This window comes from Pseudomonadota bacterium, assembly GCA_039028155.1.
Classification (GTDB): Bacteria; Pseudomonadota; Alphaproteobacteria; order SP197; family SP197; genus JANQGO01.
The window spans coordinates 69,701-83,993 of sequence record JBCCIS010000010.1 but is presented as its reverse complement, the minus strand read 5'-3'; the positions used below and the strand labels follow the sequence as shown (position 1 = coordinate 83,993).

15 protein-coding genes are annotated in these 14,293 nt (G+C 62.2%); 5 read left to right on the top strand and 10 right to left on the bottom strand.

Annotated elements, in window-relative coordinates:
• The first annotated feature begins 18 nt into the window (after nucleotides 1–18).
• On the top strand, nucleotides 19–873 hold the full coding sequence (locus AAF563_07635) for a cytochrome c family protein (GenBank protein ID MEM7121129.1): 855 nt from the start codon (nucleotides 19–21) through the stop codon (nucleotides 871–873).
• A gap of 29 nt (nucleotides 874–902) precedes the next feature.
• Nucleotides 903–1,844, top strand: coding sequence for a bifunctional 5,10-methylenetetrahydrofolate dehydrogenase/5,10-methenyltetrahydrofolate cyclohydrolase (locus tag AAF563_07630; GenBank protein ID MEM7121128.1), 942 nt, complete (start codon nucleotides 903–905; stop codon nucleotides 1,842–1,844).
• 173 nt (nucleotides 1,845–2,017) lie between these two features.
• Here AAF563_07630 and AAF563_07625 read toward each other — a convergent pair whose 3' ends face one another.
• Genes AAF563_07625 through zapE form a run of 3 tightly spaced genes read right to left on the bottom strand, consistent with a single transcriptional unit; the run spans nucleotide 2,018 to nucleotide 5,215 of the window.
• A complete protein-coding gene (locus AAF563_07625) occupies nucleotides 2,018–2,614 on the bottom strand; it encodes a peptidoglycan-binding domain-containing protein (protein MEM7121127.1) in 597 nt (198 codons plus the stop codon).
• Nucleotides 2,615–2,654: 40 nt separating this feature from the next.
• Nucleotides 2,655–4,082 (bottom strand): amidase family protein, encoded by a 1,428-nt coding sequence (locus tag AAF563_07620; GenBank protein ID MEM7121126.1) that lies wholly within the window; start codon nucleotides 4,080–4,082, stop codon nucleotides 2,655–2,657.
• The gene (gene zapE, locus AAF563_07615) at nucleotides 4,079–5,215 is read right to left on the bottom strand and encodes a cell division protein ZapE (protein ID MEM7121125.1); all 1,137 of its coding nucleotides are present in this window, start codon (nucleotides 5,213–5,215) and stop codon (nucleotides 4,079–4,081) included. Before zapE ends, AAF563_07620 begins: the two co-directional genes overlap by 4 nt.
• Nucleotides 5,216–5,428: 213 nt before the next feature.
• Between zapE and AAF563_07610 the strand changes: the two genes are divergently transcribed.
• Complete coding sequence (locus AAF563_07610; protein ID MEM7121124.1) at nucleotides 5,429–6,841, top strand: amidase; 1,413 nt, start codon at nucleotides 5,429–5,431, stop codon at nucleotides 6,839–6,841.
• 6 nt (nucleotides 6,842–6,847) lie between these two features.
• On the opposite strand, the gene AAF563_07605 is transcribed toward AAF563_07610, so the two are convergent.
• The 6 genes from AAF563_07605 to AAF563_07580 all read right to left on the bottom strand — a co-directional run bounded on the left by AAF563_07605 (nucleotide 6,848) and on the right by AAF563_07580 (nucleotide 12,057).
• Nucleotides 6,848–7,246, bottom strand: a complete 399-nt coding sequence (locus AAF563_07605; GenBank protein MEM7121123.1) for a DUF423 domain-containing protein — start codon at nucleotides 7,244–7,246, stop codon at nucleotides 6,848–6,850.
• Complete coding sequence (gene cyoD / locus AAF563_07600; GenBank protein MEM7121122.1) at nucleotides 7,246–7,563, bottom strand: cytochrome o ubiquinol oxidase subunit IV; 318 nt, start codon at nucleotides 7,561–7,563, stop codon at nucleotides 7,246–7,248. Before cyoD ends, AAF563_07605 begins: the two co-directional genes overlap by 1 nt.
• Entirely contained in the window at nucleotides 7,564–8,169 is a 606-nt protein-coding gene (cyoC, locus tag AAF563_07595; protein ID MEM7121121.1) for a cytochrome o ubiquinol oxidase subunit III, read from the bottom strand.
• Entirely contained in the window at nucleotides 8,166–10,202 is a 2,037-nt protein-coding gene (locus AAF563_07590; protein MEM7121120.1) for a cbb3-type cytochrome c oxidase subunit I, read from the bottom strand. Before AAF563_07590 ends, cyoC begins: the two co-directional genes overlap by 4 nt.
• 2 nt (nucleotides 10,203–10,204) lie before the next feature.
• The gene (cyoA, locus tag AAF563_07585; protein MEM7121119.1) at nucleotides 10,205–11,086 is read right to left on the bottom strand and encodes a ubiquinol oxidase subunit II; all 882 of its coding nucleotides are present in this window, start codon (nucleotides 11,084–11,086) and stop codon (nucleotides 10,205–10,207) included.
• A gap of 140 nt (nucleotides 11,087–11,226) precedes the next feature.
• Nucleotides 11,227–12,057 (bottom strand): transglutaminase-like domain-containing protein, encoded by an 831-nt coding sequence (locus AAF563_07580; protein ID MEM7121118.1) that lies wholly within the window; start codon nucleotides 12,055–12,057, stop codon nucleotides 11,227–11,229.
• 135 nt (nucleotides 12,058–12,192) lie between these two features.
• Between AAF563_07580 and AAF563_07575 the strand changes: the two genes are divergently transcribed.
• The gene (locus AAF563_07575) at nucleotides 12,193–12,483 is read left to right on the top strand and encodes an HNH endonuclease (protein ID MEM7121117.1); all 291 of its coding nucleotides are present in this window, start codon (nucleotides 12,193–12,195) and stop codon (nucleotides 12,481–12,483) included.
• Here AAF563_07575 and AAF563_07570 read toward each other — a convergent pair.
• Complete coding sequence (locus AAF563_07570; GenBank protein ID MEM7121116.1) at nucleotides 12,480–12,950, bottom strand: OsmC family protein; 471 nt, start codon at nucleotides 12,948–12,950, stop codon at nucleotides 12,480–12,482. The genes AAF563_07575 and AAF563_07570 overlap by 4 nt on opposite strands.
• Nucleotides 12,951–13,099: 149 nt before the next feature.
• Between AAF563_07570 and AAF563_07565 the strand changes: the two genes are divergently transcribed.
• Nucleotides 13,100–14,281 (top strand): MFS transporter, encoded by a 1,182-nt coding sequence (locus tag AAF563_07565; GenBank protein MEM7121115.1) that lies wholly within the window; start codon nucleotides 13,100–13,102, stop codon nucleotides 14,279–14,281.
• Nucleotides 14,282–14,293 lie beyond the last annotated feature (12 nt).

Sequence of the window (14,293 nt, the reverse complement as noted above, 5' to 3'; positions counted from 1 at the left end):
CCGGGAAGGTCGGTACACATGGAATCCCTTGAATTCAACAAGATTGCTGCTGCGGTCCTGACGGCAGTCCTGATCGTGGTTGCCGTCAGCAAGCTGGGCGGGATTCTCTACCACGCCGATTCGCCCGATGAGATGTCCTACATCGTCGAAACCGACGATCCGAGTGGCATCGTGTCAGACGACACGGCGCCGGCCATGAGTTTCGATCAACTGCTGGCGGTTGCCCTGCCCGATGGCGGCGAGCGGATTTCGCGCAAGTGCACGTCCTGTCACACCTTTGAGGCGGGCGGTGCGGCCAAACAGGGGCCGAACCTGTGGAACATCGTGGGCGCCGAGGTCGCCAGCGTCCCCGGTTACGACTATTCGAGTGCGCTGCAGGGTCTGGGCGGTGTTTGGTCCTATGACCGGCTGAGCGACTACCTCGCTGGCCCCCGCGCGTACGCGCCGGGCACCAAGATGACCTTTGCCGGTATCTCCGATATGGCCGAGCGCGCCGACCTTATCGCCTGGATGCGCACCTTAAGCGACGACCCGTTACCGCTCCCTGAGGTCGTGATGGACGTTGGCGGCGCCGAGTCCGAAGGCGACGCCACCGGGACGATGGAGGACGCGTCCGGCGATGCGTCTGACGCCGGCAGCGATGCCATGGACGATGCTTCCGACGCGGCCAGTGACGCCATGGATTCAGCGTCTGATGCGGCCAGTGATACGATGGATGCAGCATCAGATGCCGCCGACGATGCGATGGACGCGGCGTCCGATGCCGCCGACGCGGTTGGCGATGCGGCGGATGATGCCGCCGATGCGGTCGGCGACGCAGCTGACGACGCCTCGGACGCCATCGAAAACGCGACAGACGGCGACAGCAACTGACCTAACGGCTGCGCACCGAAAGGAAGTCGATGGCCGATCAGGAGACCTTGAAGCACAAGGACCTTAACGGCCGCACGATCGCCGCGTCGATCAACGACGACCTGAAGCTCAAGATCGACGAGCTTACCGAGAACGATTGGCCACCTCGACTGGTGTCCGTCACGATCGGCGATGTGGACGCGGTCGGCATCTACGTACGCAACCAGAAGCGCACCGCCGAGCGCATCGGCATTTCGTTTGAGGAACGGCACTTCCCGGCCGAGATTACCGAAGCTGAGATGCAGGCCGCGATTCAGGCGATGAACGCGAGCCCCCATGTTACCGGCATCATCATCCAGCGGCCGGTACCCAAGCATCTCAACGTCAAGCTGCTGCAATCCTCGATCCATCCCTTGAAGGATGTCGAGGGCCTGCACCCCGCGTCGATCGGCAACATCGTCTACAACGAGCTGGTGCTGGGCCCGTGTACCGCGATGGCGTCGGTCGAGATGTTGAAGCGTACGGGCTTGGAGTTGCCGGGCATGGAGGTGGTCGTCATCGGCCATTCGGAGATCGTCGGAAAACCGATCGCCTTTCTCCTGATGGCAGAGGGCGCGACCGTGACCGTCTGCCATCACCTGACCCGCAACCTCGCCGTCCATTCCCGCCAGGCCGACGCGGTTTTTGTCGCGGTCGGCAAACCGGGCCTGGTTACCGGCAACATGATCAAGCCGGGCGCCGCCGTCATCGACATCGGCATCAATCAGATCGAAGGGCCGGAGGGCCAGATGCTGACGGTCGGCGATTGCGAGTATGAATCCTGCCGCGACGTCGCCGGATGGATCACGCCGGTGCCAGGCGGTGTCGGACCGGTGACGGTTGCCATGCTGATGCAAAACACCGTCACCGCCGCCCATCGCCAGATGGACTATTACCGCTCCGAATACGCGGCGAACGCCTGGACCACGGTGCCCGAGGGTCGTGGCAGGTGATTACCGGAACTGAACCCGCTTACGCGTGTTCGGCACCGGCCCCCTCCCCCTCCCCCTTCCTCCGGGGCAAGACGCCGAGAGGCATTTTCGCCGAGGCCACCCGTGGCAGTATCCTCGGGGTGGCCGGGAGCGGGAGTGGGCCGGCGATGCGAACTAGATGAAAATCGCCACGGCTAGATCGACGACGACGCGCGGATATCGGGCGAGGCCTTGCGAAGCTGATCAAGCAGCGCCTGGTTGATCTCGCCGGTCACCGGCAGCTTGGCATCGGCCTGGAAGTCACGCACACCTTGGCGTGTCCCGCTGCCAGCAATGCCGTCGAGCTCGCCATAGTAGTAGCCGCGATCGGCAAGCTCGATCTGGACATCGCGAACCAGCGCCGGATCGAGAGCCGGCCCGCTGGAGCTTGTGCTGGCATAAACCTTGGGCTGGGCGAATTTCAGGTGTTCAAGGAGTTCCTTTGTCGCGAAACCGTCAACGGTTAGCCCGGCATCACGTTGATAGGCCCGGATCGCCGAACGTGTCTGCGGCCCCATTTTGCCGTCGACTGGGCCGGGGTTGTAACCATGCTCGGTCAGTTCTTCCTGAATGCTGATCATGTAGGCCTTGGCCGTCTCAGGGGCCATTTCGTCGACCGGAATATCGATCTGGGTAAGCCCGGACGGCGGCAGAGTCGGCGGCTCCAGCATGCCGGCTTGGGGTGCGGACTGAAGCGCCAAGGCGGCTAAACCCGCCATGGCAGCCAAGGCAAGGCGACGATGGGTGATCATGGACTGGCTCCTTCCATACGGTCTGCGACGTCGATGGCGCTCAATGGTACCCCTTGGGCGGCTGAAAGCCGCCTCTTTCGGCGGCGAGCAGCTCGGCAAAGCGGATTGTTGTACGATCTTCCAGGAATGGACCTATCGCCTGCAACCCCACAGGCAGACCGTCTGCCGATAGGCCACACGGGAAGGCTGTCGACGGCTGCCCGCACAAGGTGGCGAGGCCGGAGAAAAAGCAGATGTGGAGATAGTCAATCGCCACACCGTCGATATCCAGACGGCGCGCGAGCCAGGGCCGCTCGTCGTGATGGAACGCCAGGACCGGTGCGGCCGGACAAATCAGCAGATCGACATCCTGGAAGAAGCGGCGATAGGTTTCGCGATAACGCTCGCGCTCACCGAACCAGGCGATGTACTGGCCAGCGCCGGCCGCCATGCCGAGCTTGTCGGCGACAGCAAAGGCATCCTCGTTGCCGTCGGCGTCGGCCAGTTCCTGGGCACGCCGTTCGTCGCTCCAGCCCGCGGACGTAATCGCGAACATCGTGCTTCGATAGGTGCGATAAATCGCCTGCATGTCACCCCACGCCTCAGGGTTCACCTCGCGCACTGATACGCCGCAGCGGGCCAAATCCGACGCCAGCGATGCCATGGCATCGGCAATCTCGCGCTGGATAGGCAACCAGTCGGGCAAAGGCAGCATGGCGACCCGGATATCGGCGAGCCGTTCGTGGCGCGCCGGCGGCAAGTCCACGCGCCAGGCCGGTTCGAATCCCAGATCGGGGCCGACCAGGCAATCCAGCGCCAGCTCCAAGTCCCGCGCGTCCCGCGCCAGTGGCCCCCACACGGCAAGGCCGGTCGCCGCGTTGGTGTAGGGCGAAGCGAAACCGCCGCTGCGCGGCACGATCCCTTCGCTCGGTTTGTGCCCATAGATGCCGCAGAACGCTGCGGGAATGCGGATCGAGCCGCCGATATCCGACCCCAGTTCAAGCGGCGATAGACCGGCAGCAACCGCGGCCGCGCCGCCGCCGGTGCTGCCGCCCGGCGTTCGCGCGAAATCCCACGGGTTGTTGGTGACACCGAACAACTCGTTGGTTGTCTGCCAATCGGCGGCGAAGGTCGGCGTGTTGGTCTTTCCCATGATGACGGCGCCGGCGGCGCGTAGATTGGCCACCGCGCGTGCATCGGCCTGCGCGATGTTATCAAGCGGCATGGCGCCACCGCCGGTACTCGGCAGTCCATTGACGTTCATGACGTCCTTTATCGTCATCGGCAGGCCACCCAGCGGCGTGGTGATGTCGGCGGACCGGGCGGCTTCGCGAGCATGGGCGAGGCCGTCGATGACAATAGCGTTGAGTGCGGGATTGTGGCGCTCGATGCGCTGAGCGTGAAGCTCAAGCAAGTCAACTGGCGAGACAACGCCCGCCGACAGCGCCTTGCGCATGGCAACGGCACTTGAGAACGCATCGACTGTCATGCCGCTTCCGGCCGCTGTTCGGCGAGATAGTCACTGGACTGCATTTCGATCAGCCGGGACGCCGTACGTTGAAACTCGAACGACCCGTCGCCGTGAACGTAGAGTTCATCAGGCGGCGCGTCAGCCGAGCAGATCAGATTGACACGGTTTTCGTACAAGACGTCGATCAGGGTGACGAATCGGCTGGCCTGGTTTCGCTGCTCTTTGCCCATACGCGGAATGTTGTCGATGACCAGCGTGTGGAAGTGCTCGGCCAGCAGAAGGTAGTCGGCGGCGCCCAACGGTCGGTCGCAAAGCTCTTCGAAGCTAAACCGCGCGACGTGGCGGGCCTGTCGCGGCACATGAAGCTGCCGGCCCTGGACTTCCAGATCAAGCGCATGGGGGGCCTCGCCGCCGACTAGGTGATCGAAGGCATCGTCAAGCGTGCGGTCAGCTTCCTCACCCAAAGGCGTGCAATAGACGTTCGCCTGTTGCAGGAACGCCAGCCGGTAGTCTTGCTCGGCCTCCAGGTGAATCACATCCAAACGGTCTTCGATCATGTCGATGAATGGCACGAAGAGCTCGCGGTTTATGCCGCCCTTGTAAAGGTCGCGTGGCGGACGGTTGGATGTTGCGACCATGACGATGCCGCGTTCGAAAAGCTTCTTGAACAGGCGGCCTAGGATCATGGCGTCGGCGATGTCCGTGACATGCAGTTCATCGAAACACAGCAGGCTGGAGTCGTTGGCGACACCCTTGGCAACGGCTTTGATCAGATCCCGATCGTTGTCGTGACGGCCGACATTGCGTTGCTCATGGATCAGCCCGTGCACTTCCTGCATGAAGGCGTGGAAGTGGACCCGGCGCTTCGACGGCACGTCGACCGTTTCAAAGAAAAGATCCATCAACATGGACTTGCCGCGGCCAACATCACCATAGAGATAGACGCCCTTGGGCGCCGGCGCATCGTTGCGGCTGCCGAACAAGGCCCGAAAGAGACGGCCATTGCCGTTGCGCGACCCCTTACGCGACATCGCGTCGAGATCGTCACAGAGTCGCTGGAACCGCTCCATGGCGGCAAGCTGAGCGCCATCCGCTTTGATATCGCCGCCCTCGACCAAGGCGTGGTAGGCTTGCAACGGGCCGTTTGCCATGAAATCACTGCACAAACACGAAACCGGCCCTCGGTTTAGCCGAGCCGGCGGCCATCCGCAATTAGAGCAGATCCTGTCTTGACGGGATCGCTTCGCGATTCCGTCAAGACTGGTGAATCTGCTCTACTCTCCGAGTCAGAGCGGATTCACGCGTTTAGCTGGAACCGTCAAACGGTTCCAGCTAAACACGATCCGCTCTAGGGGGAGGATTAGATGAGCGATCTCGATCTGAGTTTCACGCCAGCCAAGGAGTTGGCGCGCCGCATCCGGGCCAAAGAGATGTCGCCGGTCGACATCGTCCAAAACAGCCTGGATCGGATCGGCGAGATCAACCCGACCCTCAACTGCTTCTGTTTCGTGTATCCGGAGGAAGCGGTCGCCAAGGCCAAGGAAGCCGAGGCGGCGGTGATGCGCGGCGACGCTGTCGGCCCGCTGCATGGCGTTCCCATCGCGATCAAGGACTTCACGCCGACCAAGGGCAAAACGACGACCATGGGCAGCAAGGTCTATCGCGACTGGGTGCCCGATGATGACGCGCAGATCGTCAAGGACCTGACCGGCGCCGGCGCGATTATGGTCGGCAAGACGACGACGCCGGAGTTCGCCCATTCCAGCTTCACGCACAGCCCCCTTTGGGGCGTTACGCGCAGTCCCTGGGACCCCACCCGCACACCGGGCGGTTCGTCGGGCGGCTCCGGCGCCGCCGTCGCGTCCGGCTGCGTGCCGTTTGCCGAAGGTTCGGACATGGGAGGTTCGGTGCGTATTCCCGCGTCGTTCTGCGGCATTGTCGGCCTGAAGCCGAGCCTGGGCCGCATTCCGATGACCGTGTTGCCGACCGTTTTCGACAACATCTCGCACTTCGGCCCGCTGGCCCGTACCATCGACGATGCCGCCATGTTCCTGGCCGCGGCCCAGGGGCCTTTCGAACGTGACATCATGTCCAACCCCCTGCCCCTCGACGTTCCAGATTCAATCAGCAGCGACGTCAGCGGGATGACCATCGCGCTCGACATGGATCTTGGTTTCTATGCGGTCGACAACGAGGTCGCCGCCAACGTGATGGCCTGTGTCGACGTCTTGCGCGACGCTGGCGCCACGGTCGAGGAGGTCGATCTGGGCTGGACCCGAGAGGTCTCCGATTCCTGGGATGAGTACTGGACCGTCTATCTGGCGGCGTTCTTCGGTCAGCATCTTGACGAACGGCGCGACGACCTCGATCCAACCATTGTTAAGATGTTCGATCATGCGCGGACAGTTGACGCGATCACCCTCAAACGGCTTGAGTTCGTCCGCACCGAGCAGTGGCTCAGTCTGTGCGACGTGTTTGAACGCTACGATGCCCTACTCTGCCCGACCACGCCCATTCCCGCGCCATCTGCGGAGAAAACCGAAGGCGAGATGTCGGGCGAAGATGCCGACGGCAAGATGCTCTGCGCTGAAATGACGCCGCCCTTCAACAATATCGCGCAATGCCCGGCACTCTCCGTACCGTCAGGGTGGGCGGGGAACGGTCTGCCGACCGGCTTGCAGATTGTCGGCCATCGGTTCGACGACCTGACCACGCTTCGCATCGGCGCGGCGATCGAGAAACATCGTCCGTGGGCCGACAAACGACCACCAATCTAAGCCTGTTCAGTCTTTTCTTAGCCGGCCAATGCCCGCGCCGAGCAGCACCAGCCAGCCCAGGATGAAGGCGATGCCACCAAAGGGCGCGGCCATCGTGATGCCGGACCAGCCGGCCGCGACCGAGAGGTAAAGAGAGCCGCAGAAAAGCAGGATGCCGGCGAAATAGAGGCAACCGGCGAGGTTGGCCAGTTTGTACCGTGTGGTCGTCGAGATCCACGCCACCGCCAGAAGCGCGAGCGCGTGCCACATCTGATAACGCGCGGCCGTCGCGACGGTCTCGCCACCGGCGTCTTGGGCGACATGCGCGGCCATGGCGCCGGCCGCGACCGCGATGGCGCCGTTCAGGCCAGCCAGGACGAGCCAAATACGCGCCGACACGGTGGTCAGACCATCACCGTGCGCCATCACATGTCGTGGCGGTATTCCAGATTGAACATGATCCAAATGGTGCCACCGACCATCAGGAAGACCAGCACGCAGGCAAAGGCCAGGGCCAGGATGTTCTCGCGCGGTGTTTCCTTCAAACTCAGATTCAGGAAGTAACGCAGGTGCACGAAGACCTGCACGACCGCCGCAATCGCGATGACAAAGAACATCGTCACGCGCGGCAGCGCCCCCATCGCGACCAGCACGAACGGAATGGCGGTCAAGATGACGGCGAGCACAAAGCCGATCAGGTAGTTCTTCAGGCTGTGGCCACCGCTGACGGTCGCGTGTTCCATCTACATGATCCCCGGCAGGTAGACGACCGAGAAGATCCCGATCCAGACGATATCTAGGAAGTGCCAGAACAGGCCCAGGCGGAACAGGCGCGACGTGACGGGCATGGTGAGCCCTTTCACGGCCACCTGCAGTCCCAGGATGATGATCCAGACAAGACCCAGGCTGACGTGCAGGCCGTGGGTCCCGACCAGGGTGAAGAAGGCCGAGAGCGAACCGCTGCCGCCCGGCCCGGCGCCCGCCGCGATCATGCCGGCGAACTCCATGATCTCCATGGCGACGAAGCCGGCGCCCAGCACGAAGGTGACCGCGAGCCACAGGAGAACCTGTCCCTTCTTGCCTTGGATCATCGATATGGTGGCGACGCCGAATGTCAGGCTGCTGACCAGAAGCAATGCCGTCTCGCCCGCCGTATGCCAGAGATCGAACAGCGATTTGGGCGCGGGCGCCGAGGCGATGTTGGGCGCCATTACCACATAGGTCGCGAACAGCAGCGCGAAGATAATGGCGTCGGTCATCAGGTAGAGCCAGAACCCGAACGCCCGTTCCTCGTACGCCTCCTCTTCCGGTCCGCGACGTTGCGGGTTCATCGCGACATCCGCGCTCATGATGCACTCCCCGGCGCCGGCGCGGCCTGCGGACTTGCCGCGGGGTCGCCCGTGTCGTGGCGCGGCACACGCGCGAGATCGTTGAAGCGTTGCTCCTCGATCGCGGCGACCTCGTCGGCGGTGATGACGTAGTCCGTGTTTTCCATGCTGCTGCGCACCACGACCACGATGCCGATCACCAGCAGACTGAGGGCCGCCAGCCACCAGATGTACCAGATCATGGCGAAGCCAAGGACGAAGGAGAAGGCGCCCGCGATGACACCCAGGCTCGAATTTCTCGGCATCACGATATCGGTGTAACCCGACGGTCTCTGATACGCGGTACCGTCCACCTTCATCTTCCAGAAGGCGTCAAGGCTGTCGACCTTGGGTATGACGGCGAAGTTGTAAGGCGCGGCCGGTGACGACGTCAGCCATTCCAGCGTACGACCGTTGAAGGGATCGCCGCTGAGGTCACGCGTTTTCTCACGCTCTTTGATACCGACCAGCAACTGCATCGCCATGCAGACGACACCGGCCAGAATGACCGCGGCACCGATGGCGGCAATGATCAGGTAAGGCTGCCACGCAGCGATCTCATAACGCTCCATGCGCCGCGGCATGCCGAGCAGGCCCAGGAAGTAGAGCGGCATGAAGGCAAGGTAGAAACCGATGATCCAGCACCAGAAGGCACGAATGCCCCACTTGGCGCTGAGTTGGAACCCGATCGCCTTGGGGAACCAGTAGATCAGGCCAGCGACATAACCGAACAGCACGCCGGGAATGATCATGTTGTGGAAGTGGGCGACCAGGAAGGTCGTGTTGTGCATCAAATAGTCGACGGGCGGGATGGCGAGCAACACGCCGGTAACGCCGCCGATGACGAAGGTCACGATGAAGCCGATCGTCCAGTACATCGTCGGATCGAACGTGATGCGCCCGCGATACATGGTGAACAGCCAGTCGAACACCTTCACGCCCGTCGGCACGCCGATGATCATTGTGGCGATGCCGAATATCGCGTTGACATTGGCGCCCGCACCCATCGTGAAGAAGTGGTGCAGCCAGACTGAAAACGAGAGAATGCCGATCGCGGCCGTCGCGAAGACCAGCGATTTATAGCCGAACAGAGCCTTGCGCGAGAACGTCGCGACGACTTCCGAGAACACACCAAAGGCCGGCAGGATCAGGATGTAGACCTCGGGATGGCCCCAGATCCATAGCAGGCTGATGAAATTCATCATGTTGCCGCCATCGGCATTCGTGAAGAAGTGCATATCGAGGTAGCGGTCAAGAGCGAGTAGGCCGGTGGCGACGGTCAAGGCGGGAAATGCAAACGCCATGAGCACGCTGCTGACCAGAACGGTCCAGGTGAAGAGCGGCATGCGCAACAGCGTCATGCCCGGCGCTCGTCGTTTGAGGATCGTGACAATGAAGTTGATACCGGTCAGCGTTGAGCCGATCCCGCTTATCAACACAGCCCACAACCAGTAATCGACGCCGACGCCAGGCGAATACTCAAGCCCCGAATAGGGCGGGTAACCGGTCCAGCCGGCGGTCGAAAACTTGCCGATCACCAGGGACACCAGCACCAGGCCCGCACCCGATGAGGTGAACCACAGGCTGAGAGAGTTCATGAACGGAAAGGCGACGTCACGCGTGCCGATCTGCTGCGGCACGATCAGGTTGAAAAGCCCCGTCATGAACGGCATGGCCATGAAAAAGATCATGATCGTGCCGTGAGAACTGAACACCTGATCGAAATGGCCAGCCGGCAGGTAACCACCGGAATCGTAGGCGAAGGCCTGCTGGCTGCGCATCATCAGGGCATCGACAAAACCGCGTACCAGCATCAGAAGCGCAAGCGCGATGTACATGACGCCGATACGCTTGTGATCGAGGCTGGTCAGCCACTCGCTCCAGAAGTAGCCCCACTTCTTGAACCAAGTCAGCAGAACGAAGATGACGACACCGCCCAGGACCGTGACGCCCGCACCGCCCATGGCGATCCAGCTATAGAACGGCAACGCATCGATCGTCAGTCTACCGAGCATCCCTATTCCTCCACACCGGTCACGGCGCCGTGCATGTGCCCTGGGGCGTGCATGTATTTCATCATGATCGTGTCGAACAACCCGGCTTCGTAAGACGCGTAGTGCGTTATCGGATGCGCGGTGCTGGGTTTGGCGAGCTCTTGATAGGTTGCATCATCCAGGGTCAAGCCAGACTGCTTGACGGTCTCGACCCAGGCATCGAAGTCTTCCTGCGTCGCGGCGATCACGTCGAAGTACTGTTGCGAGAAACCCTTGCCGCTGTACTGGGCGTTTCTGCCGACAAACTTGCCGGGCTCCCAGGCCAGCAGGTTGAGCTCTGTCTGCATACCCGCCATGGCGTAGATCTGACTGCCGAGCGCCGGCACGTAGAACGAGTTCATGACGGTGTCGGACGTGATGATGAGTTCCAGCGGCACGCCGCTGGGAAAGACCAGCTCATTGACACTGGCGACACCCTGATCGGGGTAGAGAAACAGCCACTTCCAATCCTGCGCGACCACCTCGACGACAAACGGTTCGGCACCCGATTCTGTTTCGATCGTCTTGTAGGGGTCGAGCTTGTGGGTATAGATCCAGACATAGGTGCCGACGGTGACGATGATCGCGGCCGGCACAAGCCATGTGACGGCGTCAAGTCCGGTCGACTGCCAGTTCGGCATGTAGCGCGCTTTTTTGTTAGTCGCCCGATAACGTGGGATGAACCAGGCGGCCATGAGCCAGACCGGGATGACGACGATCATCATGATCGCCAGCGTCTCCAACATCAGATTGCGTTCGATCTCGGTAACCGGTCCCTTGGGATCGAGGACAGGGCTCTCAGCCAAGCCGCATGCCGCCAAGACAAACGCCAAGCCCACCAAGACGATGCAATGCAATGATCTCAAAGAAGTCCCCCGCGTCACCCAACCACGCTCCACGGGCGACCATAGCACAACCGCCGGATGCGCGTTATCGCACAGCGTCGAACATTTGGATTTTCTGACACGTAGCGACGCCCCCAATCCGTCGCGCGTCGGTGACGCGGCTAGTTCAGCGCCTGGCGCAGCTTGTTGAGCATGCGTTCGACCTCGGCCTTATCGGCGCCGCGTGGCCCGGACTGCAAGTAGCTCGCGAGCGCCTCGATAGCCGCCCCGACATTGCCGATATGCGCTTCGACCATGCCCAGATCGCGTTGCAGATTGGTGGCATCCGGCGCGATCGCAATCATGCGACGCGTAATCTCGGCGCCGCGTTCCAGCTCACCGGCCTGGATCGAACGCGTTCTCGTGTTGTTGAGCAACCGAAGCAGGATGTCGCGGTTGCTGACCGCCTCGAACCAGCCCTGTTCAACCTCGGCTTCGGGTCCGAACACGGTCTTCGCCAACGCCCGGATATCCTGTGGCTCCATGACACGACCGCCCTCGAAGGGATCGATGATCAACCGCGCCCCCTGCCCCTCCAAACGGACCAGGAAGTGCGAGGGAAAGTTCAGACCGGTAACATGCCATCCCATGGCGCGTGCCGTATGCATGTAAAGTACACCCAACGACACGGGAATTCCCTTGCGCCGGTCGATCACACTCATCAGATCGGCGTTGCGCAGGTCGTCATAGCTTTCCTGATCGCCGGCATAGCCGTGCCGTTCGTAGAGCACGCGGGCAAGCGCCCAGGCCCGGCCGTCGAGATCGCCGCCGCGATGTCCCAGGGCCGCCGCGTCGGCCGCCAACGCCGCCAGATGTGAACGATAGGGTTCCAGAGACACGTCGTCCCGGTCGAGCGCCGCGAGAGTCAACGCGGCGGCGCCAAGATCGATGGCATCGTCCGCCAACTGGCCGATGTCCTCAATCTGCTGCGGTAACCTGGATCGTTCTGACACGCTCTAACCCACCACGGCTTTCGAAACCACGTTGATCATGGCACATTCTAACCGGTGCGCACACCGATGGAAGCCTGGGAAATCTGACGCGGTCGGCCCGTTGTTCACAAACTTTGCACACACCAGCCAAGCGTCATGACAGACAACCTTGGACCCTGCCCGCTGTGCGGTCGCGTGATGATTGACGGTCCGAGTGTCGACCGTCATCACTGGGTGCCGAAGTCAGCCGGCGGCAAGCACCAATCGCCGCTTCACAAGGTATGTCACCGGAAGGTGCATGCGGTGTTGGACGAGACTGATCTGGCGCGCCACTACAACACGCCGGAAGCGTTGCGCGGCCATCCCGAGATCGCGAAGTTCATACAGTGGGTGCGTCGTAAACATCCCGAATGGATCGACTGGCACCGCTCGCCGCGGCGACGCTAGTCCGCGACGATAACCCGCGCATCGTGCTCGACCGGAAAGTTGACCGAACGCGCGATGAAACAGACTTCGTGCGCCTTCTTGTGAAGCGCGTGCGCCTTGTCCAAGTCGGTGCCCGAGGCGACTGTCACGGACGGTCGCAACATGACCGAACGGAACTGTCCGGCGCCACGTTCTTCAACCATGACCCCTTCGGCCGCGTCTTCGTATGCGATCACCTCGACACCGTCGAGCGCGCAACATGCGAGATAGCTCAGCATGTGGCATGACGACAGCGCAGCGACCATGAGATCTTCGGGATTGACCAGGGAGGCGTCGCCAAGAAACGTGGTGTCCGCCGAGCCGGTCAATGTCAGCTTGTCGCCGATCTGCTGGTCATAGGTCCTCGAATAGCTCTTGTAGTTGACGGTGGAGCCTTCGGCGGCGCCGGTCCACTCGGTGACGACACGATAGCTATGCTCACGCTGCATGATACGACCTCTCATGGCTTGGCGTTGATCGGCGGGCGTGGTCTATAAGGGATCGTACAGTCCGGAGACCAGGTATTTCTCTCATCGATGACGACACACCACCGCCGACGGCGACGACGCCGCAGGCACGGCGTCGCGCATTTCGCCTGTTGTTCGTCTCGCTGACGTGTCTGGGCATGGGCCAATCTCTGCTGCTTTCAATCCTGCCGCCGCTATCGCGCGAGCTCGCCATGCAGGAATGGCAGGTGGGCGCCGTCTTCGCGCTATCGGCTATCTTGTGGATCGTGGCCAGCCCCTTTTGGGGGCGGCGCAGCGACCGCATCGGTCGCAAGCCGGTCATTCTGATTGGGCTCGCCGGATACACGGTTTCCATGGTGTTGCTCGCGATCGTGATTCAGGCCGGCATCAACGGTGCGCTGGTCCTGGCCGTCGCATTCCCGCTGATGGTCGTCACGCGTGCCATTTTCGGCATGTTCGGCTCGGGCACCTTTCCGGCATCGCAGGCCTATGTCGCCGATCGCACAACGCGCCGCGAGCGGACGTCTGCGCTGTCGACCATCGGTGCGGCGTTCGGTGTTGGCATCATTGTCGGTCCGGGCATCGGCGCCTTGCTGGTCGACCTGGGGGCACTCGCGCCGCTCTATGTCGTCGCGGGCCTGGCCTTCTGCAGCGCAATCGCGTGCTGGTTCATGCTGCCAGAACGAACGCCACCGCGCGGCAAGCGGATGCCACCACGCGTGCGAACCTGGGACCGACGCATCAGGCCGTTCGTCATCGCGTCGATACTCATGGTCACATGTCAGGCCGGCACCATGCAGTCCGTTGGGTTCTACATGATCGACCTGCTTGAGTATGGCGCCGACCAGGCGGTGCGTCAGGTCGGTCTGGGGCTGACCGTCTCCGCCGCGGCGGCGCTGGTGGTGCAGCTCTTTATCGTCCAGCGATTTCAGCCCTCGCCACGCGTGCTGCTCTATGGCGGTGCCGGGATCAGCCTGGTCTGTTTCGTACTGTTCGCACTCAGCAACAGCTATCTGCCGATCATGCTGGCCCTGGTCATCCTGGGATTCGGTCACGGCATGCTGCGACCCGGCATCGCGGCCGCCGGGTCGCTCGCCGTCAATCCCGATGAGCAGGGTTCGGCCGCCGGCATCATCAATGGCATTGGCGCGTCCGGCCATGTCATCGGCGCCTTCGTCACCCTGCCGCTCTACGAGGTCTGGCTGCGCGCGCCCTATGTACTGAATGGCGTGCTCATGGCGTTGCTTCTGGCCTATATTCTCATCCATCCTCAAGTTCGCGCCGTCACGGTCGCCCGCCGGCGCACCGAATAAAAGCCCGGAGAC

What these genes read in the sequence shown, in the direction of transcription:
- AAF563_07620 (MEM7121126.1), bottom strand. Translation starts at nt 4,082, where the DNA reads ATGACAGTCGATGCGTTCTCAAGTGCCGTTGCCATGCGCAAGGCGCTG.
- AAF563_07575 (MEM7121117.1), top strand. Translation starts at nt 12,193, where the DNA reads ATGACAGACAACCTTGGACCCTGCCCGCTGTGCGGTCGCGTGATGATT.
- AAF563_07605 (MEM7121123.1), bottom strand. Translation starts at nt 7,246, where the DNA reads ATGGCGCACGGTGATGGTCTGACCACCGTGTCGGCGCGTATTTGGCTC.
- cyoC (MEM7121121.1), bottom strand. Translation starts at nt 8,169, where the DNA reads ATGAGCGCGGATGTCGCGATGAACCCGCAACGTCGCGGACCGGAAGAG.
- AAF563_07590 (MEM7121120.1), bottom strand. Translation starts at nt 10,202, where the DNA reads ATGCTCGGTAGACTGACGATCGATGCGTTGCCGTTCTATAGCTGGATC.
- AAF563_07630 (MEM7121128.1), top strand. Translation starts at nt 903, where the DNA reads ATGGCCGATCAGGAGACCTTGAAGCACAAGGACCTTAACGGCCGCACG.
- zapE (MEM7121125.1), bottom strand. Translation starts at nt 5,215, where the DNA reads ATGGCAAACGGCCCGTTGCAAGCCTACCACGCCTTGGTCGAGGGCGGC.
- AAF563_07570 (MEM7121116.1), bottom strand. Translation starts at nt 12,950, where the DNA reads ATGCAGCGTGAGCATAGCTATCGTGTCGTCACCGAGTGGACCGGCGCC.
- AAF563_07610 (MEM7121124.1), top strand. Translation starts at nt 5,429, where the DNA reads ATGAGCGATCTCGATCTGAGTTTCACGCCAGCCAAGGAGTTGGCGCGC.
- AAF563_07635 (MEM7121129.1), top strand. Translation starts at nt 19, where the DNA reads ATGGAATCCCTTGAATTCAACAAGATTGCTGCTGCGGTCCTGACGGCA.
- cyoD (MEM7121122.1), bottom strand. Translation starts at nt 7,563, where the DNA reads ATGGAACACGCGACCGTCAGCGGTGGCCACAGCCTGAAGAACTACCTG.
- AAF563_07625 (MEM7121127.1), bottom strand. Translation starts at nt 2,614, where the DNA reads ATGATCACCCATCGTCGCCTTGCCTTGGCTGCCATGGCGGGTTTAGCC.